The organism is Pseudoclavibacter caeni (assembly GCF_008831125.1).
Lineage (GTDB): Bacteria > Actinomycetota > Actinomycetes > Actinomycetales > Microbacteriaceae > Pseudoclavibacter_A > Pseudoclavibacter_A caeni.
Window position 1 is genome coordinate 33,103 of sequence record NZ_WBKA01000009.1, and the last position, 22,621, is coordinate 55,723.

Consider the following 22,621-nt stretch of genomic DNA (forward strand, 5'->3'; position numbering starts at 1 on the left):
CCGCCGACGTCCTCGGTCGTGTCGGTGCCGCCGCCTATACTCGCGTTCGAACACAGTTTCGAATGCGGTCGCGCGCGGTGCGGCGTCAGGAACCCTGACCCCACACCACGCCGAGCGGAGAGGAAGGCCGGTCATGGCGGGATGCGAGAGCGGGCGGGAACGGGTGGGACTCGCCACGGTCATGCCCATGCGGGTGCGACCGCGCGAGCACGTCGCAGTGCTCGCCGCGGCGACCCCCGTGCACGCGGGGTTCCCGTCGCCGGCGCAGGACTACTTCGACGGTGCGATCGACCTCAACGAGCATCTGATCGGCGACCCCGTGGCGACGTTCCTCGTGCGGGTCGCGGGCGACTCGATGATCGGCGCCGGCATCGCCGACGGCGACGAGGTCATCGTCGACCGCTCGCTCGACCCCGGCGACGGCAGCGTCGTGATCGCCGTCGTCGACGGGGAGCTGACGATCAAGCGGCTGCGCCTGACCGGGCACGGCCCCGAGCTGCACCCGGAGAACCCCGCCTACCCGGTCATCCGGGTCGGCTCCGCCGCCGAGCTCGTCATCTGGGGCGTGGTGACCCGATGCCTGCACCGACTGTGAGCGCGACGGGCGCGACCATCGGCGCGCCGGACAGGACGGTGACGCCGGGGCAGTCCGGGCATCAGCCTGACGGGCGGGCCGACGGTGGCGGCGTGACCGTCGGGTCGCCCGGGCCAAGGCAGGCCGCGGCCCGGCGGGCGCGGCGACTCACCCGGTTCGCGCTCGTCGACGTCAACTCGTGCTTCGCCGCCTGTGAGCGCGTGCTGCACCCGGAGCTGTGGGGGCGGCCCGTGGTGGTGCTCTCGAACAACGACGGCTGCGTCGTCGCCCGTTCCGCGGAGGCGAAGGCCCTCGGCGTCCCGATGGGAGAGCCGTGGTTCCGCATCCGGGGCTGGGCCGAGCGGCACGGGGTCGTCGCCCGCTCCTCCAACTACGAGCTGTACGGTGACCTCTCCTGGCGCATCATGACCCTGCTCGGCCGGTTCAGCCCGACCGTGGAGCAGTACTCCATCGACGAGGCGTTCGTCACCCTCGAGGGCACCCTCGAGCAGATCGAGGCGACAGCCCGGGCGGCGCGTGCCCGCATCCTGCACAACCTCGGCATCCCCGTGTCAGTGGGCATCGCATCCACCCGCACGCTCGCCAAGCTCGCCAGTCACGGAGCCAAGCAGACACCCGCGCTCGGCGGCGTGGCCACGATCGACCGCTACCCCGGGGTGCGGCTCGACCGGATCCTCGAGGCCACGCCGGTCGGCGACCTGTGGGGCGTCGGACGGCGCGGGGTGCGACGGCTGGCCGGGCTCGGCATCGAGAACGCCCGACAGCTGCGCGACAGCGACGTCGAGAGCATGCGGCGACGGTTCAGCGTCACGATGGCGCACACGATCCTGGAGCTGCGCGGGCGCCCCTGCATCGAGCTGACCGGGTACGACACGGCCCGACGCGAGCAGGTGATGTTCTCCCGCAGCTTCGCCACGCCGGTGACCGACCCGCTGCGGATGCGGCAGGTGCTGTCGGTGTACGCGCAGCACGCGTCGCGGCGCCTGCGCGCCCAGAGGGCGCAGGCCGGGGCGGTGACCGCTTGGGCGCAGACCGCCTGGGCGACCCCGCCGGTGCACACCGCGTCGGGGACGGCCGGGATCCCCGGGCGCACGGACGACCCGGTCGTCATCACCCGGGCAGCGTGCGCGCTCGTGCTGCCACGGATGGGGGAGGGCCACCGGTTCGTGCGGGCCGGGGTGAGCCTCACCGACCTCGGCAGCGCCACGAGCCGGCCGCTCGACCTCTTCGCACCGCGGACGCCGACGGCGGACATCGGCGGGGTGCTCGACCGGGTCAACGGACGGCTCGGCCGCGGCGCGATCGGGCTCGGCCTGGCCGGGCTGCGCGACGGCGCCGACTGGGGAATGCGCCGCGATCTGCTCTCGAACCGGGGCACCACGCACTGGGCCGAGCTCGCGACCGTGCGGTGAGGGCCAGATCGCGATCCCGGCGGCGGGCGCCTCAGGGCACGAGCACCGCGGCCCCGGCGAACGCCCCGGCCTTGAGATCCTGCAGGGCGCGCTGCCCGTCGGCGAGGGCGTACTCGTGCGTGGTCACGTCGAGATGGTGCTCGCCGGCGAACGCGAGGAACGCCTCACCGTCGCCACGGGTGTTCGAGGTGACGCTGCGCAGCTGCTTCTCGTAGAACAGATCGGTCTCGTAGTGCAGCGGCGGGATGTCGCTCAGGTAGATGCCCGCACAGGCGAGTGTGCCGCCGCGGTCGAGCGCCCGCATCGCCGGGATGACGATGTCGCCGACCGGCGCGAACAGGATCGCCGCGTCGAGCGGCTCGGGCGGCATGTCGTACGCGCCCCCGGCCGAGGCGCAGCCGAGCTCGAGGGCGAGACGCCGCGCCTCCTCGTCACGGGTGAGCACGTGCACCCGAGCGCCGCGGGCCAGCGCCACCTGCGCGGTCAGATGCGCGGAGCCGCCGAACCCGTACAGACCGAGCACGCCGCCCTCCGGCAGCTCGGCGCGCTCGAGCGCGCGGTAGCCGATGATGCCCGCGCACAGCAGCGGCGCCAACTCGGCGTCCGAGTACCCGTCAGGCAGGCGGTAGGCGAAGTCGGCGGGCACGGTGGTGACCTCGGCGTAGCCGCCGTTCGCGTCCCACCCCGTGTACCGCGAGTTCGGACACAGGTTCTCGGCGCCCGCCCGGCAGTACTTGCACGTGCCGCAGGTGTGTCGCAGCCAGGCCACCCCGACCCGGTCGCCGACGGCGAAGCCGGTGACGCCCTCGCCGAGCGCGGTGACCTCGCCGACGACCTCGTGCCCCGGGATGACGTGCTCGTGGTGCACGGGCAGGTCGCCCTCGCTCACGTGCAGGTCGGTGCGGCACACGCCGCAGGCGAGCACCCGCAGCTGCAGCTCGCCCGGCCCAGCCTCGGGCTCGGGGATCTCGACCCACTCCAACGGGTTCTGCGTGATCGGCGCCGGATGCGTCACTCGCCATGCGTGCATGTGGTCCTCCTTCGAGCCCCGCGGACGTGCGCCCGCGCACGTTCACGGTACCGCGGGCCGGTGCGGGGTGCGCGATGACGTGGGACGCGGCCACGAATGCGCCAGCGGGATGAGTCACGACCAGTCTGACCCCACAGGGCGGCGCTCTCGTGGCTGCCGGGCGGAGGAGTGGCGCTCTCGTGGCTGGCGGGTCGCCGACAGTCGCCGCCGCTCAGCCGGCGTCGACGCCCAGGCCGCGCGCCACCGCGCCGACGAGCCATTCCGCGATGCCGAGCACGATGGCGCCGAGCACGGCTGACCACCAGAAGCGCTCGACCATGAGCCCCCACCCGATCGCGCCGCTGATCGCGCCGACGATCCACAGCAGGACCGCGTTGATGATGAACGACCACAGGCCGAGCGTGAGGATGTACAGCGGGAGGCTCAGCACCTTGAGCGGGATCCCGACGACCAGGTTCACCACGGCGATCGCGAGCGCGGCCACCAGATAGGTGGTGATCAGTGCGACGGGCTGCGAGCCCGGCATCGACTCGACGTGCATGCCCGGGATGATCAGGGTGGTCAGCCAGATGGCGGCGGCGGTGATGAGGGTCTGGACGACGAGATGGGTCATGCCTCCAGTCTCCCATAAGGGCGGGACGATGCGGCGGGTGGTCGGAAGGAGTAGAGTTGACCTTCGGCGGCTCTCGCGCCGCCTGCGTCGTAGAACGTCGGCTTCACACGTCACGCGCTTCATACGGCGAACGGATGCGCCATCCGGCGCCTTCGCCATACCCCCACCGGAACGTCCCCGTGGACACGCATGCCGCGTCCGCCGGCACGGCCGGTGTCCCGCGGTCACAGCGACCGCAGAAAGACGGTCACCATGACCCAGCACTCCTCACAGACCCGCGGCGGTTCGGCCCGATCCGAGCACCCCGCCTCCCGCCCCGCACGTCGGGCCTCCCGTCACACCGGCCAGCCGGCCGCGTCCCGCACGGCTCAGCAGCGTCCCGCAGCCCAGCGGCCCGCGCAGAACGAGGCGACCGACAGCATGGCCGCCTGGACCGACGCGCCGACGTTCGCGTCCCTCGGCGTGCCAGAGCCGATCGTGCACATCCTCGCCGACGACGGCAAGACCACCGCGTTCCCGATCCAGGCGGACACCCTGCCTGACACGCTGCGCGGCCGTGACGTCCTGGGTCGCGGGCGCACCGGATCCGGCAAGACCCTCTCGTTCGGCATCCCGCTGGTGTCGCGGCTGGCCGGCGCCGTGCCGGGCACCGAGGCCGCAGGACGCACCCGGCCGGGGCATCCCCGCGCGCTCGTGCTCGCGCCGACCCGTGAGCTCGCCACCCAGATCGACGACGTGATCGCGCCCCTCGCCGACGCGTACGGGCTGCGCTCGACGACGATCTTCGGCGGGGTGAAGCCCCACCGGCAGATCCAGGCGCTCGAGAGCGGCGTCGACATCATCGTCGCCTGCCCCGGGCGGCTCGAGGACCTCATGCACCAGGGGCACGTCGCCCTCGACGCGATCGAGATCACCGTGCTCGACGAGGCCGACCGGATGGCCGACATGGGGTTCCTGCCCGCGGTCACCCGCATCCTCGCCGCCACCCCGGGGCGCGGCCAGCGGATGTTCTTCTCGGCCACGCTCGACAACGGCATCGACCGGCTCGTCAAGCGGTTCCTGCACGACCCGATCCTGCACTCGGTCGACGAGGCGAGCTCCCCGGTGTCGACGATGACCCACCACGTCTTCGAGGTCTCCGGCAGTGAGGAGAAGAAGACCGTCGTCCGCCAGCTCGCCCGCGGGGTCGGTCGGCGCATCCTCTTCATGCGCACGAAGCACCATGCCAAGCGGCTCGCCCGGCAGCTCACCGCCGCTGGCATCCCCGCCGTCGACCTGCAGGGCAACCTGTCGCAGAACGCCCGCGAGCGCAATCTCGGCGCGTTCGAGTCGGGGCGCGTGCACGTGCTCGTGGCCACGGATGTCGCAGCACGTGGCATCGACGTGCCGGAGGTCGAGCTCGTCGTGCACGTCGACCCGCCCACGGAGCACAAGGCGTACCTGCACCGCTCCGGGCGCACGGCCCGTGCCGGGCACACCGGTGACGTGGTCACGATCGTGCTGCCGGAGGAGCGGCGCGATGTGAAGCAGATGCTGCGTCAGGCGGGCATCCGGGCGACTCCCGTGCAGGTCGACGCAGACTCGCCCGAGGTCGCCGAGCTCGTCGGCGAGGTCGCCCCGTACGTCGAGCCGACCACGCCTGTCGTGGCGGCGCCGCAGCCGCAGAAGCGGCAGGGGCGCGGGAAGTCGCGGCGGCGGCGCGGTGACGACGGTCAGGCGCGTGACGGCCAAGGTGGTCGTGGTGGTTCGGGCCGGGGCGCTTCAGGGCGCGGTGACTCGGGGCGCAACGGTTCGAGCCGAGGGCGCGATGAGGCCGGCCGCGGTGGCCGCAACGGTCGCGGTCAGGGCGGTCAGGGCGGCGGCCGGGGCTCCGATGAGGGGCGCGGCGATCGGTCGCAGAGCCGGCACGGCGGCAGGAACGGTCACGGGCAGGGCGGCCGTGCCCCGAAGCGTCCCCAGATGGGTCAGCTCGCCGGTGCGCGCGGGCATCAGGCGCGGCGCGGGCGGTAGCCGACGCCGGTCGCTGGACGGGGCCGCCTGGCGGCTGCAGTCGGCGGTGGCCGGGCGGCTGCCGGCGGCGTCCAGCGCAGGCAATGCATGGGGCGGCCGACCGTTCACAGGTCGGCCGCCCCATGCGGCTGGGAGTCGGGTCGAAGGCGTGTCGGAGGCCGGCCCGCCTACGCGTTGAGCGTGGCGCGCACCCGAGCCTCGATGCGGGCGCCTGTGGCCTCGTCGACGTTCCGCCAGTACTGGAACGCGTTCGAGAGCACCGGCTCGCGCACGGTGACGAGGATGTCCGACACCGTCTCGACGAAGCGGTCACGGGCGGCGTCATCCCACACCTCGCGGACGAGGGCGCCCGCCTGACCGAAGTCGTCGTCCTCGACATGGAGGGTGGACGCGCTGCGCACGAGCTCGCCGTCCGACTCCCACGAGTTCTCGACCGGCCCGGTCTCGTCGGCGTGCGGGCGCCCGAACGAGTTCGGCGCGTACACCGGCGCTGCCCCCGAGTGCTCGTAGCGCATGTGCCCGTCGAACGTGTAGCTGTTGACCGGATGCACCGGCTGGTTGACCGGCAGCTGGTTGTAGTTGCTGCCGATGCGGGTGCGCTGCGCGTCGGCGTAGGCGAACATGCGGCCGAGCAGCATCTTGTCCGGGGAGACGCCCGTGCCCGGCACGGTGTTCGACGGGGCGAACGCGGCCTGTTCGATCTGCGCGAAGAAGTTGGCCGGGTTCTCGTCGAGCGTGAATCGGCCGACCTCCACCAGAGGGTAGTCGGCGTGCGGCCACACCTTCGTCAGGTCGAACGGGTTGAAGCGGTACGTCTTCGCGTCGGCATAGGGCATGAGCTGCACCTTGACCGTCCAGCTCGGGAACTCCCCGCGCTCGATCGCCTCGAACAGGTCGCGGCGGTGGAAGTCGGCGTCCGCGCCGGCGAGCCGGGCGGCCTCCTCGTTCGTCATGTTCTCCACGCCCTGGTCGGAGATGAAGTGGTACTTCACCCAGAACCGCTCGCCGTCCGCGTTGATCCACGAGTAGGTGTGTGACGAGTACCCGTTCATGTGTCGCCAGTCGCGGGGCAGCCCGCGGTCACCCATCAGATAGGTGACCTGGTGGGCGGACTCGGGGTTCAGCGTCCAGAAGTCGAACTGCATCGTGTTGTCGCGCAGGCCGGAGTCGGGCAGTCGCTTCTGTGAGCGGATGAAGTGGGGGAACTTCATCGGGTCGCGCAGGAAGAACACCGGCGTGTTGTTGCCGACGATGTCGAGGTTGCCCTCCTCGGTGTAGAACCGCAGGGCGAAGCCGCGCACGTCGCGCCATGTGTCGGGCGACCCCTGCTCGCCGGCGACGGTCGAGAAGCGGGCGAGCATGCGCGAGCTGGCGCCGGGCTGGAACACCGCCGCCCGCGTGTACGCACTCACGTCGGCGGTGACCTCGAAGCGTCCGAACGCCCCGGAGCCTTTCGCGTGCGGGCTGCGCTCCGGCACGCGCTCGCGGTTGAAGGATGCGAGGGTCTCGACCAGCTGCACGTCATGCAGCACGATCGGGCCGTCGGGGCCGACGGTGAGGGAGTCGCGGTCGGACTCCGCGGGCGCGCCGTTCTGCCGGGTCGAGGGGCGCGCCGGGTCGATCAGCGTGTTGTCGGCGGCGTGGCGGGATGCGCCGGTCGCCTGCGTCGTGCTGGATGCGGGGGTCGCGCCGGCCGGTCGGGTCGTGTCCGTCGTGATGCTGCCGGTGGAGATGGTGTCGGTCATGTCAGCTCCTCGTTGTCGTGCTCTGCGGTCGACCCTAGCAGATGTTTTGATCTAATCAAAATTACGAGTGCAACAAATATGGTCCGTGGGCTGGCAGTGACACCATGCCGGACGGGGATGCGCCTGCCGCGCTGCTCGGCCAGCCTCCGCCTGCCGCAGGCGATCGGGTGCGACCATCGAGGCAGCAGAAGCAGGTGCAGTGGTGGACGCACTGGTCGCAGCGGTGCCGAGGCGCCGCGACCTGTCGGGGGGGCGCCGGCCCCAGGCCGCAGAACGGCGGGGGCGGCGATGCCGTCCGATTGCCCGGCGACTGCGGCCGATGCTGCGGTCGAACGCACGTCGACCAGATGGAGAGGAACGAGGAGCGATGACGCCAGAGGACCGCCAGGCCCGGGCCGGCCGACTCAAGGAGCGCATCTACATCACGTTCACCGCGCTCGCGGTCGTGCTGACGCTGACCGGGCGCACGGACATCTCGGCCCGCACTGCCGCCACGACGCTGCTGGTGACGGTCGCCGGGTCGGCGCTGGCGATGTTCCTCGCCGAGGTGCTCGCGCACATCGTCGTGCACGACCGGGTGCTCACCCGCGCCGAGGCCGGGCACGCCGCGGCGACGGTGGCCGGGGCTCTCAGCGCGGTCGTGCTGCCGATCCTGCTGCTCGCATCGGCGATGGCCGGCCTGTGGAGCGTGACCGTCGCCCTGCGCGCCTCGGTCGTGGTGCTCGTGCTGTGGCTCGTCGGCGTGGGGTACGCCGCGGTGCGCGGGCTGTCGCTGCCGCTGTGGCAGCGGATGCTGATGCTGCTCGTCGAGGCGGGCGCCGGCATCGGCGTGGTCGCCCTGGAGTTGCTCGCCCACCACTGATACACGGCGCCGGGCTGCTGACGCTGTGAAGCGGGCCGGGCGGGCCCGGCGGCGGGCCGGTCAGCGTCCGGCGCTGGGCAGGGCGTTGATCGCGCGGATCAGCTGGTGCAGCCGCCCGATCTGCTGGGGCGCCGGCTGCAGCAGGATGCGCGGCAGCTCGACCCGGTCGTCGTCGCGGATCTCGGGGCGCAGCGGCGCCGTCCGCTGGATCGGCAGGTCGGGGGAGAGACGCCCGAAGCGCTCCTGCAGATCGGCGAGCTCCGCATCCGTGGGAGCGTGGCGCAGCCGCAGCACGAGCCGTGGCCCGACCCAGCGCAGCGAGTCGTAGTCGCGCCAGAACCCGAGGATCTCTTCGACCGCCCGGTCGACATCGTCGGTGATGAGCACGCGGTCGAGGTCGTCTGCCGCGATCAGACTGGCGGGCACGAGCTGCTCCTCGGCGAAACGGCGCATGCCGGCCCAGTACCCGGTGCCTGGATGCGGATGCTCCCCACCGTTCCAGCGCTCCTCCCGGGGCTCGGCGTTCGTCCCCTCGGCCGCTGCGGCTGCAGTCGGTGCTGCGGGCGCGTCCTGCGCCGTGGGGCCGGCAGGCCGGTCGAGCAGCACGATCGGCACGGGCACGGCCTTGCCGGTCTGCTGCAGGGTGAGCAGCTCGAACAGCTCGTCGAACGTGCCGAACCCGCCCGGGATCACCACGAAGCCCTTCGACTCCTTGACGAGCATCAGTTTGCGTGTGAAGAAGTACTTCATCTGCACGAGACTGCCGCCGTCCGCGTCGTCGAAGGCGGGGTTGAGCGACTCGAACGGCAGACGGATCGACACGCCGATCGAGTGGTCGCGGCCGGCGCCCTCGGTCGCGGCCTGCATGATGCCGGGGCCCGCCCCGGTGACGACCATCCAGTCGTGGGCGGCCAGCCGTCGGGCCACCTCGCGGGCCATTCGGTAGAGCACGTCATCCGGACGCGTCCGCGCCGATCCGAAGACGGTCACCTTGTCGCGTCCGCGGAAGCGGGCGAACATGCGGAACGCCTGGCGCATCTCGCCCAGGGCGGACGAGGCGATCTTCAGGTCGAGCCGGTCGGCCCGGTCGCGGCCGATGCGGATGCCGTCGACGAGGATGTGGTGGATGAGATCGGCGTTCTGGTCGATGCCGGCCGCGACGATGATCTCGTCGACGAGCCGCTCGAGCTCGGTATCAGTGTCAGTGGACATGTGACCACTCTCCATCATCGTGATGACCGGCGGGTGAATGCCGGGCGGGACACCGGCCAGGCGGGCTGCCGACCCGGTTGGCACGGGGGATGCCGACCCGGCTGACGGCGCGTCGGCGCGCGGCCGCCTCCCCGGGACGCGAGCTTCTGACACGGCGTCAGTCCGGTCAGCGTGCGCGCGGCACCACCATCGGGGCGCCCGTCTCCGGGTCGGGCAGCACGCGCGCGTCCAGATCAAACGCCGCGGCGAGCAGGTCGGGGGTGACCACGGCGTCCGGCGCGCCCTCGGCGAGCACGCGGCCGTCGCGCATCACGACCAGATGGGTGGCGAACCGGAACGCCAGGTTCAGGTCGTGCAGCACCGCAACCAGGGTCACGTCGCGCTCGGCGCGCAGCTGCCGGCACAGGCGCAGCACGTCGAGCTGCCGGGTGATGTCCAGGAAGGTCGTCGGCTCGTCGAGCAGCATGATCGGGGCGGACTGGGCGAGCACCATGGCGATCCACACCCGCTGCCGCTGCCCGCCGCTGAGCGCATGGACCGGGCGGTCGGCCAGATCGTGGCAGCCGGTCAGCTCCAGCGCGCGGGTCACCGCGTCCTCGTCCGCCTGCGACCACTGGTGCAGCAGCGACTGGTGGGGGAACCGCCCGCGCGAGACGAGGTCGACGACGGTGATGCCGTCCGGCGCGCTCGACGTCTGGGGCAGCAGGGCCAGCTCGCGGGCGAGAGCCTTCGGGCGGATGCCGGTCACGTCGCGTCCGTCGAGCCGCACCGACCCGGTGGTCGGGCGCAGATGCCCTGCCATCGCCTTCAGCAGGGTCGACTTGCCGCAGCCGTTCGGGCCGATGATCGCGGTGAACGACCCGTCGGGCACGTGCAGGCTCACCCGGTCGAGCATGGTGCGGTCGTCGTAGCCGGCCGAGAGAGCGTCGACCACGAGCCGGCCGTGGTGGATCGCGGCGGCCGGGCGCGCGGCGTCGGCGCTCGGGGCGGTCGGGGCGCGGGGGTCTGTGTGTCGCCTCATCGGCGCATTCCTCTCGTGAGCAGCCACAGCAGGTAAACGCCGCCGAGCAGGCCGGTGACGACGCCGATCGGCACGCGGGCGCCGGCCGGCAGGTGCAGCGCTAGCAGGTCCGAGCCGATCAGCAGGGCGGCGCCGGTGAGCCCCGCGGTCACCAGCGGCGGGCCGGACGACCCAGCCAGCCGGGAGGCGATCTGCGGGGCGGCGAGCGCGACGAACGCGATGGGGCCCGCGGCGGCCACCGCGGTGGCGGTGAGCACCACGCCGGCGAGCATGGCGGACGCGCGGGTCGCCTCCACGTGCACGCCGAGCTGCCGGGCGGTCACGTCGCCCATCTCGACGAGGGCGAGGGGACGCGCCAGCGCGAGCGCGAGCGGCCACGCCACGGCGAGTCCTGCGGTGACGACCGCGGTGTCGGCCCAGGATCGGGATGCGAGCGAGCCGCTCAGCCACACCTCGGCGGACACCGACCGGTCGATGTCACCGCGCACGAGGATGATCCGGGTGGTCGCGTCCATGAGCGCCCCGACGCCGATGCCGACCAGGACGATGCGGTAGCCGCCGGTGACGCCCCGGTGCCGACTGAGCAGGTACACGAGGGTCGCGGTCACGGCCCCGCCGAGCACTGCGGCGGCCGGGGTCGCGATGACCCCGCCGCCCAGCATGACGATCTGGGCGGCGGCGCCCGCGGCGGCGCCGGAGGTGAACCCGATCACGTCCGGGGAGCCCAGCGGGTTGCGCGAGACGCTCTGGAACAGGGCGCCGGAGACGCCCAGAGCGCAGCCGACAGCCGCGGCCGTGACCACCCGGGGCAGCCGGATGCCGCGCACCACGGTCACGTCGCGGGCCGGCGCGTCGCCGATGAGGGCGGCGAGGATGTCGCCCGGCGACAGCGGGATCGTGCCCTGGCCCATCACGGCGACGGCGAGGCCCGCGGTGACGGCGAGGACGAGCCCGCTCACGGCCACGGCGCGCGGATGCCAGACGATGCTGATGCGGCCCCGGTGCACGCGGCCGGCGGGATGTGTCGGGGGCCGGGGCGCGGAGGGGGTGGCGCGAGCGGCGGCGTCCGGGGCAGGTGCGCCGCCGGCGGGGTGCGCATCCCGGGGCGTGTCGGCGCGGCTCACAGCACGGCCATCCGTCGCCGACGCACGAGCGCGATGAACACGGGGGCGCCGAGGAAGGCGGCCATCACGCCGACCTCCACCTCGCCGGGCGGTGCGATCACCCGGCCCACGACGTCCGCGGCGGTGACGAGCAACGCCGCGGCGACCGCGGCGGTCGGCACGAGCCAGCGGTGGTCCGGGCCGACGAGCAGCCGGGCGACGTTGGGCGCCGCCAGACCGATGAACGCGATGGGGCCGGCGGCCGCCGTGGCTGCCCCGGCCAGGGCGAACAGCGCCGCCCCGGCGATGCCCCACACCAGGGCGCGGTTCACCCCGAGCGCACGGCCCAGCTCGTCGCCGAGCGAGACGGCGTTCAGCTGCGGGGCGAGCAGCCAGGCCACGGCCAGACCGAGCCCGGCGACCGCGGCGGTGACGGCTACGACGTCCCACCCGCGGCCCTGCAGACTGCCGGTCGCCCACACCCGGTAGCTGTCGTAGACGTCCTGCGGGGCGCTCAGCAGCAGCACCCGTGTGAGCGCCGCGAACACGACGCCGAGGCCGGCGCCGGCGAGCACGAGGCGGATGGGGTCGCCGCGTCTTCTCCCCAGCCCGCCCAGCAGGTAGACGAGAATCGTGGCGATGCCGGCGCCGAGGAACGCCGCGCCCAGATGAGCGATCGGCTGCCGGGCGTCGAGCCACACCATCGCGGCGACGACGGCGGCGCCCGCCCCGGCGTTGACGCCGAGGATGCCGGGCTCGGCGAGCGGGTTGCGGGTCAATCCCTGCATGAGCGTGCCCGCCACGCCCAGGCACACGCCGACGACCAGACCGAGCACCGCGCGTGGCACCCGCACGAGGCGCACGATGAGCGCATCGTCCGAGAGCGTGTCGCCGGGGGCGATCAGCGCCGTCCACACGTCCGCGGCTGGCACGTCGCGCGAGCCGGCGAACAGGCCGGCGGCCGCGACGAGCGCGGTGAGCGCGGCGGCCGCGACGAGCACGGCGAGGCGTCGGGACGCGCGCGGCGCCCGGAGCGGTCGATCGGGCACCGGTCAGGCGAGGTCGCTGACGATCTGGTCGATCATCTGCCGGCCGCTGTACGGGTCGATGCGGAAGCTCGTCAGACCGAGCGGGTACACCCGGCCGTTCTTCACCGCGTCGAGGTTCGCCAGGGTGGCGTCGGACTCGAGCGCCTTGGCCTTCCTGCCGTCGTCGCTCAAGGTGAAGACAGTGCCGCCGGTGATCGCCTTCGACAGGTTCTCGTAGGTGACGAATGTGAAGTCTTGGCGGGGCTTCTCACTGGTGTCGAGCGTGCTGTCGGCCTCAGCGACCTGGAAGCCGAGTTTCGTGAGGATCGCGGCCTGGGCACTGGTGCCCTTCGCGACACCGCTGTCCTTGCCGGAGCCGTTGAAGCTCACGATCGACGCGCCGCCGTCGGACACGGTGATCTTCTCGGCGGCGTCGGCGGCGTACGCGTCGAAGTCGTCGACGGCCTGCCGCGCCTCGGCCTGGTGGCCGGTGAGCGTGCCGAAGTCCTCGGCGAGCTCCTCCCACGACTTCGAGCCGTAGTTCGCGACGTACACGGGCACGCCCTGCGCGGTCAGCTCGTCGTAGTGGTCGTCATACACAGAGTCGGCGCCGGAGGTCGACACGATCACCAGATCCGGGTCGACGGCGACGACGCTCTCGAGATCGAACGTCAGGTCGGGGTAGAGCACCTCGACGCCGCGCTCGTCGGCAACGCCCGCCCACTGCGAGAAGAAGCCTTTGTCATCGGTGATGTCGCTCACCGAGGCCGCGGCAGAGGCCACGACCGGCGCGTCGATCGCCAGCAGGGTGCCGGTGACGCTCACCGCGGTGTTGACGATCCGCTCGGGCTGGCTGTCCAGGGTGACCTCGTGGCCGGCGTCGTCGGTGACGGTCAGCGGCCAGCTCGCCGTGTCGCTCGAGGCGGAGCTGGTGGTGTCGCTCGAGGTCGACGAGCAGCCGCTGAGGGCGAGCGCGGCGCTCGCGACGACGGCGGAGACGGCCAGAGTCATGCGGCGCAGATGCATCGGGATGTCCTTTCTGGGAGGGCAATGCCGCGACGGCCTGTCTGGTCGGCCGCCGGCGGGTTCGTGGCCGGCGGACGGCGCGGCGGGGCGGCAGCCCCGGGCGTCGTCATCCGGCGAGGGCGCCCATACCGTAGCACAGTGTTGGTGAGGTGAGCCTGACCTTGTGCCCCACGCGTCGACGGGGGATGCGGGCGGTCCACGGCCGGGTCACTGCGCGGATGAGCCCCATCAGGTTGGTGTGGATGCGCGTGACACCGGATCCCGCCCGTGTCGGCGGGTGCGGATACCCTTGACCGCGGATGGGCCGGCTTGGCTCGCGAGTGCGGCGACCGGTCCGTTCGATCGAGACGACCTTCGAGGGGGAGGCATGAGATTCATCGCGACGGCCGACTGGCAGCTGGGCATGAGGGCCCGGCCCCTGCCGGAGGAGGCCCGGGCCCGCTACACCGAGAGCCGCTTCGAGGCGCTCGCCCGCATCGGCGAGCTCGCCCGGGAGCGCGCGGCCGCGTTCATCGTCGTCTGCGGCGACGTGTTCGAGACGAACCAGCTCGACCGGCGGGTGATCGCCCGCACATTCGAGGCGCTGCGCGGCGCGGACGTGCCGGTGGTGCTCGTGCCGGGCAACCATGACCCGCTCGACAGCGCGTCCATCTACGATTCCCCGGTGTTCGCCGAGCGGTGCCCCGAGCAGGTCGTCGTCGCCCGCGAGGCCGAGCCGATCCGGATCGGGGACGACGCGGAGGTGCTGCCGGTGCCGTGGCGGTCGAAGCGCCCCGGCCGCGACCTCGTCGCCGAGGCCTGCGCCGGGCTCGAACCCGCACCGGCCGGCGTGGTGCGGGTGATCGCCGCGCACGGCGCCGTCGCATCCCGCAACCCGGACGCGACCGATCCGGCGACGATCGACGACGCGGCCCTGGCCGACGTCCTCGCGCGCGGGCTCGCCGACGTGGTAGTGCTCGGCGACCGGCACTCGACGACCGAAGTGCGGCCTGGCATCTGGTACCCGGGCACGCAGGAGGTCACCGCGCGCCGCGACGTGGATCCCGGCAACGTGCTCGTCATCGACGTCGACCCGGCGGGGGACGCCGCGGCGCCGGTCGCCGAGCGGGTGCGGGTCGAGCCCGTGCACGTCGGCCGCTGGCGGTTCGTGACCGTCGAGCACGAGTTCACCGGCGACGCGGACGCGGAGGTCGAGCGGCTGCGCACCCGTCTCGACGCCCTCGACGACAAGTCCCGCACCGGGGTGTGGCTGGTGCTGCGGGGCACGATCAGCACCTCTGCCGCGGCCCGGCTCGAGCGGCTGCTCGACGAGCAGCGCGACCTGTTCGCCCTGCTCACGGTCTGGGAGCACCACAGCGATCTGCAGGTGCTGCCGGACAACGCCGACTTCTCCGACCTGCACCTGACCGGCTTCGCGGCCGACGCGCTCGACGAGCTCGTCGCCGCCGCGGGCGGCGGGGGCGACTCGGGAGCGCCCGGCGCGTCTGCGGACGCGGGCGGCCTCGACCGTCCGGGCTCCAGAGACCTCGCTGATGACGGCGACCGACGTCGGGCACAGGACGCACTCGGACTGCTGTATCGGCTGGTGGGAGGGAACCGATGAGACTCGAGCGGATCATCCTCGACGACTACCGAGGCGTGCGGCACGCGGAGATCGCCCTCGGCGATGGCGTCACCGTCATCGTCGGCCCCAACGAGGCGGGCAAGTCGTCCATCGCCGAGGCGATCGTGCTGCTGCGCCGGTACAAGGCGTCCAGCAAGGCCAGAGAGGTGCTCGCAGTCCAGCCGGTCGGCCGCGATGTCGGGCCGCAGGTCACCGTTGAGCTGCGCACCGGGCCGTACGCGCTGACGTTCCGCAAGCGCTGGATCGTGCGACCGCAGACCGTGCTCGTCGTGCGCGAGCCGGCGCCCGAGCAGCTCAGCGGCGACCAGGCGCATGACCGGTTCCTCGCCATCCTCGACGAGACCGTCGACACCGCGCTGCTCGAGGCGCTCGAGGTAGGCCAGGGCGAGTCCCTCGACCAGCCGCGGCTCGCCACGCTCCAGGCGCTGCAGGCGGCGCTCGCCGACGCGGATCGGAGCGCGGCGGCCGACGCCTGTGCAGACTCGGGCGACGCGGCGGCCGGGCCGAAGGTGGCGGGTCCGGACGAGGCGTCCGCCGGCGTGCCGGCAGGGGCGTCTGCAGTGGCCGGGCCGGACGGATTCGCCGGATTCGAGGCGCACGACGGGCTGATGGCGCGCATCCGGGCCGAGTACGAGCGGTGGTTCACGCCCAAGGGGCGGTTCAAGCGGACAGTCACCGAGACCGATGACGCCGTCGAGCGGCTTGAGGCCGAGGCCGTCGGGCTGCGCGAGCGCAGCGTCCGCATGGACGAGCTCGTCGAACAGCACGGCCAGCAGGAGCAGGGGGTCGCCCGGCTGACCGAGCAGGCCGCCCGCGCTCGGGCGGATGTCGCCCGGCTCGAGGAGGCCACCGTGGGACTGCACCGGCTGCGGGAGGCGGTCGAGACCGCCGAACGCGATCGGCGTGAGGCCGCAGCCGCTCTCGACGCGGCGGAGGAGCGGCAGCGGTCGCGCACCGAGACGATCGCCGAGATCACGCGGCGCAGGGACGCGATGGGGGAGACGGACGAGCGCGCCCGCACCCTGGCGGAGGCCGCGCGCGCCGGGCAGGGGCGGGTCGACGGGGCGCGTCAGGCGCTCGCCCTGACAGAGCAGCGGCTCGAGCAGGCGCGTGACGCGGCCCGGGCCGCCGCGCGTGCGCTCGCCCGGGCACGGGATCGTGAGGAGCTCTCCCGGCTCATCGCCGCCCTCGATCGTGCCGAGCAGGCTGACGCGCGACGCACCGAGGCACAGGCCGTGCTGGAGACCGTCACGGTCACCGAGCGCACCGTTCGCCGGCTGCGCGAGCTCGACACAGAGCGGCGGGTCGCCGCGGGCACGCGTGACGCCTCCGCGGCGCAGATCGACGTCCATCGCGTGGGCGATGTCGCCGTCAGCGTCGACGGGGTCGCGGTGGGGGCGGATGCGTCGGTCGAGACCCCGGTGCGCGAGCCGGTGCATGTCGTCGCCGACGGCGTCGTGGAGCTCGAGGTGCGCCCCGCGGCGACCTCGCAGGAGCTCGAACAGGCGGCGCAGAAGGCCGAGCGCGCGTTCCAGCGGGCGCTCGAGCGTGCCGGGGTGGCGAGCCTCGAGGAGGCCCAACGGCTCGCGGACCGTCGCGCCGAGGCCGAGCAGACGCGCGAGCGGGCGGCCGGGGATCTCGCCGCGGCGGTGCAGGGCGTCGCCGGGGACGCGGGGGACGCAGCGGATGCCACGGGGGCTGAGGACGCCACAGACGCCACAGACGCCACAGACGCCTCGGATGGCGCGGAGGTCGCAGCGGAGGGCGGCAAGACCGGCGGGGATGCCGAGGGCGCGGCAGCCGACGAGCTCGGCGTCGGCCTGGAGCGACTGCGCCGGCGGGCGGCCGGGCTGCGGGCACGGCTCGAGACGACGGGCGATGCCACGGTCGTCATGGCGGGGGACCAGCCGCCGCATGACGGGGCGTCGATCGAGGGATCTGATGACGTCGCCGCGAACGCGGAAGTCGCAGCGACGGATGCAGCGGGAGCCGGTGCGGTCGCCGCGACGGACGTGCCGGGAGCGGGGACAGGCACGGAGCCCTCCCGCGACGAGCTGCAGCGTCTGGCGGATGCCGCGGAGATCGAGGCGCAGGAGGCCGAGCGCGAGGAGAAGCGGGCACGCAGGGCCCACGAGCGGCTGCGCACCGCGCAGGAGGAGCGGCAGACCGAGGTCATCCGGGCGGAGGAGGCGGCGCGCGCGGCGCGCGAGGAGCTCGCCCGGCTCGAGCAGCGGCTCGAGACGGAGCGGGCCACGACGTCCGACCCCGCGCTGGAGGGTGCTGCCGCATCCGCCGCCGAGCGGGTCGCCGAGGTCGACGCCGCGCTCGCGCAGGCCAGACAGGCGCTCGCCGACGCGAACGGCGATCAGCTCGAGCTCGAGCTCGACAACGCCCGGCAGCTCATCGACGACCGTGCGCGCGACCTGGAGCAGGCGAAGGATCACCTCGGCGCGCTGAAAGGCGAGATCAGCGCCTACGCGGGCGAGGGCATCTACGACCGGCTCGAGCAGGCAGAGGCCGAGCTGGAGGCCGCCATCGACGTCCGCGACCGCACGCACCGGGCCGCCGAGGCCGCCCGGTTGCTGCACGACACATTCGTGCGGCACCGCGACGAGGCGCAGGCGCGGTACGCGGCGCCGTACCGGGAGCGCATCGAGCGGCTCTCCCGCATGGTGTTCGGCCAACAGGTGCAGGTCGAGGTCACCGCCGACCTCGAGATCGCCACGCGCACGCTCGACGGGCAGACCGTGCCGTTCGCGTCACTCTCCGGCGGCGCGCGCGAGCAGCTCGCCCTGCTCGGCCGCCTCGCCTGCGCCCAGCTCGTCGCCGGTGACGGCGGTGCACCGCTCATCCTCGACGACGCCCTGGGCTTCGCCGACCCCGACCGCCTGCACGCGCTGAACCTCGTGCTCAGCCGGGTCGGCCGCGAGGCCCAGATCGTGGTGCTCACCTGCCAGCCCGACCGGTTCGACGAGATCGGCGGGGCGACCACGGTGCCGCTGTTGAAAGGGTGAGCGGGGCCACACCGCTGTCCGCGGCCTCGGGTGAACACCGGCGAGCGAGACGGGACGCAGAGCAGGTGTCGGCCCAGGCCCCGCTCAGTCGAGCTGCTCGCCGTCCAGATACACCCACCGGCCGTGAAGCCGCACGAAGCGCGACCGTTCGTGCATCACGCCGGGCCGCCGGCCGCGTCCTGCCTCGTCAGGCGCCGCCACGGAGTACGTCGCCCGGAACTCGACCACGCCCTCGGCGTCGTCCGGCCCGCCGGCGACGGTGTCGACGATCTGCACGCCCCGCCAGCGGATGTCGGGCTCGGGAGCGAGATCGTCCGGCCGGGTCGACGGGTGCCAGGTCGCTCGCAGCCAGGTCAGGTCGCCGGTCTTGAACGCCAGGAAGCGCGAGCGCATCAGCTCCTCGGCGGTCTGCGGCCAGGGGCGTTCGTCGGACGGGGGAGTGGAGGCGCTCATGCGCCCGATTCTGCCACGGGCGTCCGGACGCCTCCGCCACGTGGTGCCGGTGCCTGGCACGGGCCTGCCCGCGACAGGCCGCGTGTCTGGCCGCGTCGGCTGTGCAGCGATCCTCAGACAGGAGACCCGGCGCGCACGATGCTGCGGCGTGCGCGACGAGGGGCTCTGGATCCCCGACGTCGCCTGGTCGACGCTGCCCGGCTTCGTCTCCGACACCCTGTCGTTCCACGAGTAGGGCGAGCTCGACGGGCTCGGCCGCACGCTCGTGTTCGCCGTCGCGCTCGTCTGCCTCGTGGTCGTGGTGCGCTCGCGGCGGCTTGCGGATGTTCCCCGCCGCGGCGCCTGGCCAGCGCGGCGGCGCGGACGCGGTCATCGTGACCGACACAGCATGGCTCTACTACGAGGTCTCGACCTATCAGACCGCGCAGTCGCCCGTGTTCGACCTCACGCCCGCCGTGTATGGCTGGGGCTCGGCCGCTGTTCGAGCACTCCTCGGTGGGCCAGGCGGGCGACCTGGTCCAGCTGGCCCGGGATCGCGGCTCGATCTGGGCCGTCACCGCGCTGCAGAAGGACGATCCCGCCGAGGAACACGACGGGCTCGCACGGCTCGCCGAGTTCACCGTCACCGACCCGATCACCGGCCGCGACCTGTACCTGGCCGCGGAGTACGCCGCGGCGTGAGGGCGCCCGGGGCACCGTGGGCAGGTCGTGAGGGTGGGGCGGTCTGTGCTGCGGATTCAGCATTCTGACGTGGTTTCAGCGGGATGGGTGTGGTTCGTGCTGAATCGGGGTGAGGATGCTGAATCCCGGTCGGCGGTTGGCCCCGCCTACACTGGCCCTGTGCTGCACGACCTCATCGACGACCTCGCCGTCCACCACGGCCTGCTCGACGACTGGTGGCCGGCCGAGACCCGCTTCGAGATCATGATCGGCTCCGTGCTGACCCAGCGCACCCGGTGGGAGAACGCGGCGGTCAGCCTCGACCGGCTGCGCGACCGGGGCCTGCTGCACCCTGACGCGCTCGCGGACACCGACCCGGACATCCTGATCGACCTGATCCGCCCGAGCGGATTCGTGCGCAGCAAGTCGCGGGCCTGCCGAGCGGTCGCCACCTGGACGCGCGATCACAGGCTCGCGGACGTGGTGCTCGCCCCGCCGCTGGACCGTTCGGCGTCAGCGGGTGCGGTGTCGCCTCCGCGGTCCACTGCATCGCTGCCGGACTGCTCGAGGCCATCGGGCGGGGTGCCGTTCCCGCAGCACCCCGTCCAGCCGCTGCGCCGGCCGGTGCCAAGGCCATCACCCTCGGCATCGCACATCCCGTCGGCAGGCTCAACGCCAGAGCGCGCAGGAGCGTCACCCGTCCCGTCGCGCGGCCAGCTGCTCTCGGTCTACGGCGTGGGCCCGGAGACAGCGGACGCCCAGCTGCTGTTCGCCTTCGACCAGCCGGTCTTCATCGCGGACGCCTACGCCCACCAGGTGTTCGCCGCCCGGGGCCTGCCCGCTCCAGCCGGCTACGGGGCGATGCGGGATCGCTGGCAGCCCGTGCTCGAGCAGGAGGGGCTCGACCCGGTCGCGGCGCAGCGTCTGCACGCCCTCATCGTCGAGGAGGGGTCGCGGCTGGCGGGGCGGTGAGGGGAGGCAGTGCGCCGCAGAGCTCGTCGAGCCAGGCCTCGTCCACGATGGGGATGCCATACTGCCGGGCCTTCCGTGCCTTCCCGGACTGAGAATCCGGGTCGGCGGCGATCAGCAGCCTCACCTTCTTCGTCACCGATGGCCAGACGGTCAGCCCTCGTGCGGTCAGCTCCGCTTCCCACTCCTCGCGTGGTCGGCGCATCTCGCCGGTCAGGCAGACTCGGTCTCCCGGATTCAGCGTGAATCCTCCCGGGGTGGCGAGCACAGGCTGTCGACCGCCGGCACCGTCGGCATCGGTGTGGCCGATCCCGCGGTGGGTCGGTCGGACCTCGTCGGCGTCGACGCCATCGACACCGGTCCCGGTTCCCCCAACGGTGACCGGTCGCGGACGATCGAGATCCGGCGTGGGCAGGTCGAGCAGCGTGCAGACGGCGATGATGTCCTGCCGTTCCGTTCCGGTGACCACCCCGTCAGCCCAGGCGACGGCGACCAGAGCATCCAGATACCGCTGGTGCAGTCGACGGGCGGTGTCATGGCTGATGCCGGAGGCATCCGCCAGCTCGATCAGCTGATGCTGCTCGGTCGTGCTCAGTCGTCGATCGAGCAGGCACCGGTCGAGCAGGGCCAGATACTCTCGCTGGCTCTCGTCGGTGGAGAAGTCTGGCACGTGTGCAACGAGACGTGAGAGGAACGAGGGCACCGTCTCACTGGCAGTGGCATCCGGGCGGGGCACCCACTCCGCGTGCAGCGACGGAAGCTCAGGCCAGGGCAGTGTCGCGGCGGCGTTGAGTCGCTCCAGCCAGAATCTCCAGCCAGCGGGAGGCGTCTCGGCGAGGTAGTTCGCGAGCAGCTCGGCGGTCGCATGCGCGTCGGCGACGGCGCGATGGGCCTGACTCAGGGTGATCCCGACCTCGTCGCAGCATTCCTCGAGGGAGCGGCTGCCGAGCCCGAATCGAGCGGCGAGCTGCATGGTGCAGGTCCAGGGGATGTCATGGCGATCCGTAGGCGTGCCGAGTCGACGCATCTCGGCGTCGAGGAACCGGGCGTCGAAGGAGGCGTTGTGCGCGACGGGGACGCGGCAGCGGAGCAGCTCGACGAGATCGCCGGCGATCTGCGCGAAGGCTGGCGCCTCCAGCAGATCAGCCGCATGGATGCCGTGGCGGGCCTGCAGGCCGAGGTCGCGGTCGACGCGTACGAGGGTCTCGCGCTCGACTTGGATCACGCCGTCCGGATCGGTGAGCACAACACCCACCTCGATCGCCCGATCCGTGCCCTCTGGGTGCAGCCCGGTCGTCTCGAAGTCGATCACGGCGAAGCCCTTGCCGGTGGTCCTCCCCGCCATGGTGGTCTCCTCTTCTGCCCGGTGCGGATGCCCTGTGTGGATGTCTGGCGCGCGCCCGCTCAGCCCGCGAATCCCGCCACGACCTCGCGCAGGCGGGCGATGTTGCGCTCATACCGGGCGCGCAGCCGCTCGGGTGGGGTGTTGCCGAGGTTCGAGGTCATGTCCGCGAGCTTCACCGTGATCGCGATGCGATCGCCCGAGGCGATGACCCGGTCGATGAACTCGTCGTACGTCTCGCCGTCGCGGCGCGAGTCGATGCGCAGTGACGCAACGAGGTCGCCGAACTCCGCCTCGAGCCGGTCGACGTACTCGGGATGGTCCTCCAGCACGTCGTGCAGCCATGCGGCGGCCTCCACGCGCGGGTCGTCGCTCAGGGTCCGCGCGATCGTCGCCGCCAGTGCCAGATGCACCAGGTAGGGGTACTCGCCCCAGCGGTTGGTGCTGTGCGCGGTGCCGGCCAGGCGGATCGCCCGCTGGGTCGGGTCGCCGGATGCGGCATCCAGACGGGGTGGGGTCACGGTGCTCATGCCTTCCTCCCCTCGAGATGTTCATGTAGAGCCTACGACCGACCGCCGACACGGAGGACGTGCGCGCCTCGGCGGGGGCAGCCGCACGGCCGCGCCCTCCGGCCGTGACCACGGGCAGAGCACCCAGGCGCCGCCGTCCATGTCAGCGGGTGCACGTAGCATCGTGGCATGAGATTCGGCATGCGCACTCCATCGATCAGCAGATCCCTCAAGGCCCGCACGACCGGGCGGCTCAAGCGTTCGGTGAAGCGCGCGGTGATCCCCGGCTACGGACGCCACGGCATGGGGTTCGCGAAGAGCCCGAAGCAGTCGGTGCGCGACGCGGCATACCGGCGCACGACGTTCCGCCTCTGGGACCTGTTCCGGTAGCGG

21 protein-coding genes are annotated in these 22,621 nt (G+C 72.8%); 10 read left to right on the plus strand and 11 right to left on the minus strand.

Annotated elements, in window-relative coordinates; genetic code table 11:
* Positions 1–181 precede the first annotated feature (181 nt).
* Both F8O02_RS08745 and F8O02_RS08750 read left to right on the plus strand, forming a co-directional pair.
* On the plus strand, positions 182–595 hold the full coding sequence (locus F8O02_RS08745; protein WP_158036888.1) for a LexA family protein: 414 nt from the start codon (positions 182–184) through the stop codon (positions 593–595).
* Positions 577–2,007, plus strand: coding sequence for a Y-family DNA polymerase (locus tag F8O02_RS08750; RefSeq protein WP_218859591.1), 1,431 nt, complete (start codon positions 577–579; stop codon positions 2,005–2,007). Before F8O02_RS08745 ends, F8O02_RS08750 begins: the two co-directional genes overlap by 19 nt.
* A 31-nt stretch (positions 2,008–2,038) precedes the next feature.
* Here the strand turns inward: F8O02_RS08750 and F8O02_RS08755 are convergent, their stop codons facing one another.
* Entirely contained in the window at positions 2,039–3,037 is a 999-nt protein-coding gene (locus F8O02_RS08755; protein WP_158036865.1) for a zinc-binding alcohol dehydrogenase family protein, read from the minus strand.
* Positions 3,038–3,248: 211 nt separating this feature from the next.
* Positions 3,249–3,650 carry a phage holin family protein gene (locus F8O02_RS08760; RefSeq protein ID WP_179416333.1) on the minus strand — a complete coding sequence of 134 codons (402 nt, stop codon included), beginning with the start codon at positions 3,648–3,650 and terminating at the stop codon, positions 3,249–3,251.
* A gap of 420 nt (positions 3,651–4,070) precedes the next feature.
* Here F8O02_RS08760 and F8O02_RS08765 point away from each other — a divergent pair, with 420 nt between their 5' ends.
* Positions 4,071–5,660, plus strand: coding sequence for a DEAD/DEAH box helicase (locus F8O02_RS08765; RefSeq protein WP_158036890.1), 1,590 nt, complete (start codon positions 4,071–4,073; stop codon positions 5,658–5,660).
* A 167-nt stretch (positions 5,661–5,827) separates the two neighbouring features.
* Here the strand turns inward: F8O02_RS08765 and F8O02_RS08770 are convergent, their stop codons facing one another.
* Complete coding sequence (locus tag F8O02_RS08770) at positions 5,828–7,405, minus strand: catalase (protein WP_158036867.1); 1,578 nt, start codon at positions 7,403–7,405, stop codon at positions 5,828–5,830.
* A 367-nt stretch (positions 7,406–7,772) separates the two neighbouring features.
* Here F8O02_RS08770 and F8O02_RS08775 point away from each other — a divergent pair, with 367 nt between their 5' ends.
* Positions 7,773–8,267 (plus strand): hypothetical protein, encoded by a 495-nt coding sequence (locus F8O02_RS08775; protein ID WP_158036868.1) that lies wholly within the window; start codon positions 7,773–7,775, stop codon positions 8,265–8,267.
* A 60-nt stretch (positions 8,268–8,327) separates the two neighbouring features.
* On the opposite strand, the gene F8O02_RS08780 is transcribed toward F8O02_RS08775, so the two are convergent.
* The 5 genes from F8O02_RS08780 to fepB form a co-directional block, all read right to left on the minus strand.
* On the minus strand, positions 8,328–9,479 hold the full coding sequence (locus F8O02_RS08780) for an LOG family protein (RefSeq protein WP_158036869.1): 1,152 nt from the start codon (positions 9,477–9,479) through the stop codon (positions 8,328–8,330).
* Between the two features lie 166 nt (positions 9,480–9,645).
* Complete coding sequence (locus F8O02_RS08785) at positions 9,646–10,500, minus strand: ABC transporter ATP-binding protein (protein WP_158036870.1); 855 nt, start codon at positions 10,498–10,500, stop codon at positions 9,646–9,648.
* Entirely contained in the window at positions 10,497–11,624 is a 1,128-nt protein-coding gene (locus F8O02_RS08790) for a FecCD family ABC transporter permease (protein ID WP_225734250.1), read from the minus strand. Before F8O02_RS08790 ends, F8O02_RS08785 begins: the two co-directional genes overlap by 4 nt.
* Positions 11,621–12,652, minus strand: coding sequence for a FecCD family ABC transporter permease (locus F8O02_RS08795; RefSeq protein WP_218859589.1), 1,032 nt, complete (start codon positions 12,650–12,652; stop codon positions 11,621–11,623). The genes F8O02_RS08790 and F8O02_RS08795 overlap by 4 nt, the downstream gene beginning before the upstream one ends.
* Positions 12,653–12,655: 3 nt before the next feature.
* Entirely contained in the window at positions 12,656–13,657 is a 1,002-nt protein-coding gene (gene fepB / locus F8O02_RS08800) for a Fe2+-enterobactin ABC transporter substrate-binding protein (RefSeq protein WP_158036871.1), read from the minus strand.
* Between the two features lie 367 nt (positions 13,658–14,024).
* On the opposite strand from fepB, the gene F8O02_RS08805 reads away from it, so the two are divergent.
* Both F8O02_RS08805 and F8O02_RS08810 read left to right on the plus strand, forming a co-directional pair.
* Positions 14,025–15,260 carry a metallophosphoesterase family protein gene (locus tag F8O02_RS08805; RefSeq protein ID WP_158036872.1) on the plus strand — a complete coding sequence of 412 codons (1,236 nt, stop codon included), beginning with the start codon at positions 14,025–14,027 and terminating at the stop codon, positions 15,258–15,260.
* A complete protein-coding gene (locus F8O02_RS08810) occupies positions 15,257–18,295 on the plus strand; it encodes an AAA family ATPase (protein ID WP_158036873.1) in 3,039 nt (1,012 codons plus the stop codon). Before F8O02_RS08805 ends, F8O02_RS08810 begins: the two co-directional genes overlap by 4 nt.
* An 84-nt stretch (positions 18,296–18,379) precedes the next feature.
* Here F8O02_RS08810 and F8O02_RS08815 read toward each other — a convergent pair whose 3' ends face one another.
* Positions 18,380–18,748: a YchJ family protein gene (locus F8O02_RS08815; protein ID WP_218859587.1), complete on the minus strand. Its 369-nt coding sequence runs from the start codon at positions 18,746–18,748 to the stop codon at positions 18,380–18,382.
* Between the two features lie 82 nt (positions 18,749–18,830).
* Between F8O02_RS08815 and F8O02_RS09055 the strand changes: the two genes are divergently transcribed.
* The 3 genes from F8O02_RS09055 to F8O02_RS08825 all read left to right on the plus strand — a co-directional run bounded on the left by F8O02_RS09055 (position 18,831) and on the right by F8O02_RS08825 (position 20,380).
* Positions 18,831–18,983 (plus strand): hypothetical protein, encoded by a 153-nt coding sequence (locus F8O02_RS09055; RefSeq protein WP_179416332.1) that lies wholly within the window; start codon positions 18,831–18,833, stop codon positions 18,981–18,983.
* A 224-nt stretch (positions 18,984–19,207) separates the two neighbouring features.
* Positions 19,208–19,429: a hypothetical protein gene (locus tag F8O02_RS08820; protein ID WP_158036874.1), complete on the plus strand. Its 222-nt coding sequence runs from the start codon at positions 19,208–19,210 to the stop codon at positions 19,427–19,429.
* A gap of 159 nt (positions 19,430–19,588) precedes the next feature.
* On the plus strand, positions 19,589–20,380 hold the full coding sequence (locus F8O02_RS08825) for an endonuclease III domain-containing protein (RefSeq protein WP_158036875.1): 792 nt from the start codon (positions 19,589–19,591) through the stop codon (positions 20,378–20,380).
* On the opposite strand, the gene F8O02_RS08830 is transcribed toward F8O02_RS08825, so the two are convergent.
* Both F8O02_RS08830 and F8O02_RS08835 read right to left on the minus strand, forming a co-directional pair.
* Entirely contained in the window at positions 20,343–21,722 is a 1,380-nt protein-coding gene (locus F8O02_RS08830) for an exonuclease domain-containing protein (RefSeq protein ID WP_158036876.1), read from the minus strand. The genes F8O02_RS08825 and F8O02_RS08830 overlap by 38 nt on opposite strands.
* A gap of 59 nt (positions 21,723–21,781) precedes the next feature.
* Positions 21,782–22,249 carry an HD domain-containing protein gene (locus tag F8O02_RS08835; RefSeq protein ID WP_158036877.1) on the minus strand — a complete coding sequence of 156 codons (468 nt, stop codon included), beginning with the start codon at positions 22,247–22,249 and terminating at the stop codon, positions 21,782–21,784.
* A gap of 168 nt (positions 22,250–22,417) precedes the next feature.
* Between F8O02_RS08835 and F8O02_RS08840 the strand changes: the two genes are divergently transcribed.
* A complete protein-coding gene (locus F8O02_RS08840) occupies positions 22,418–22,618 on the plus strand; it encodes a hypothetical protein (protein ID WP_179416331.1) in 201 nt (66 codons plus the stop codon).
* Positions 22,619–22,621: the final 3 nt, after the last annotated feature.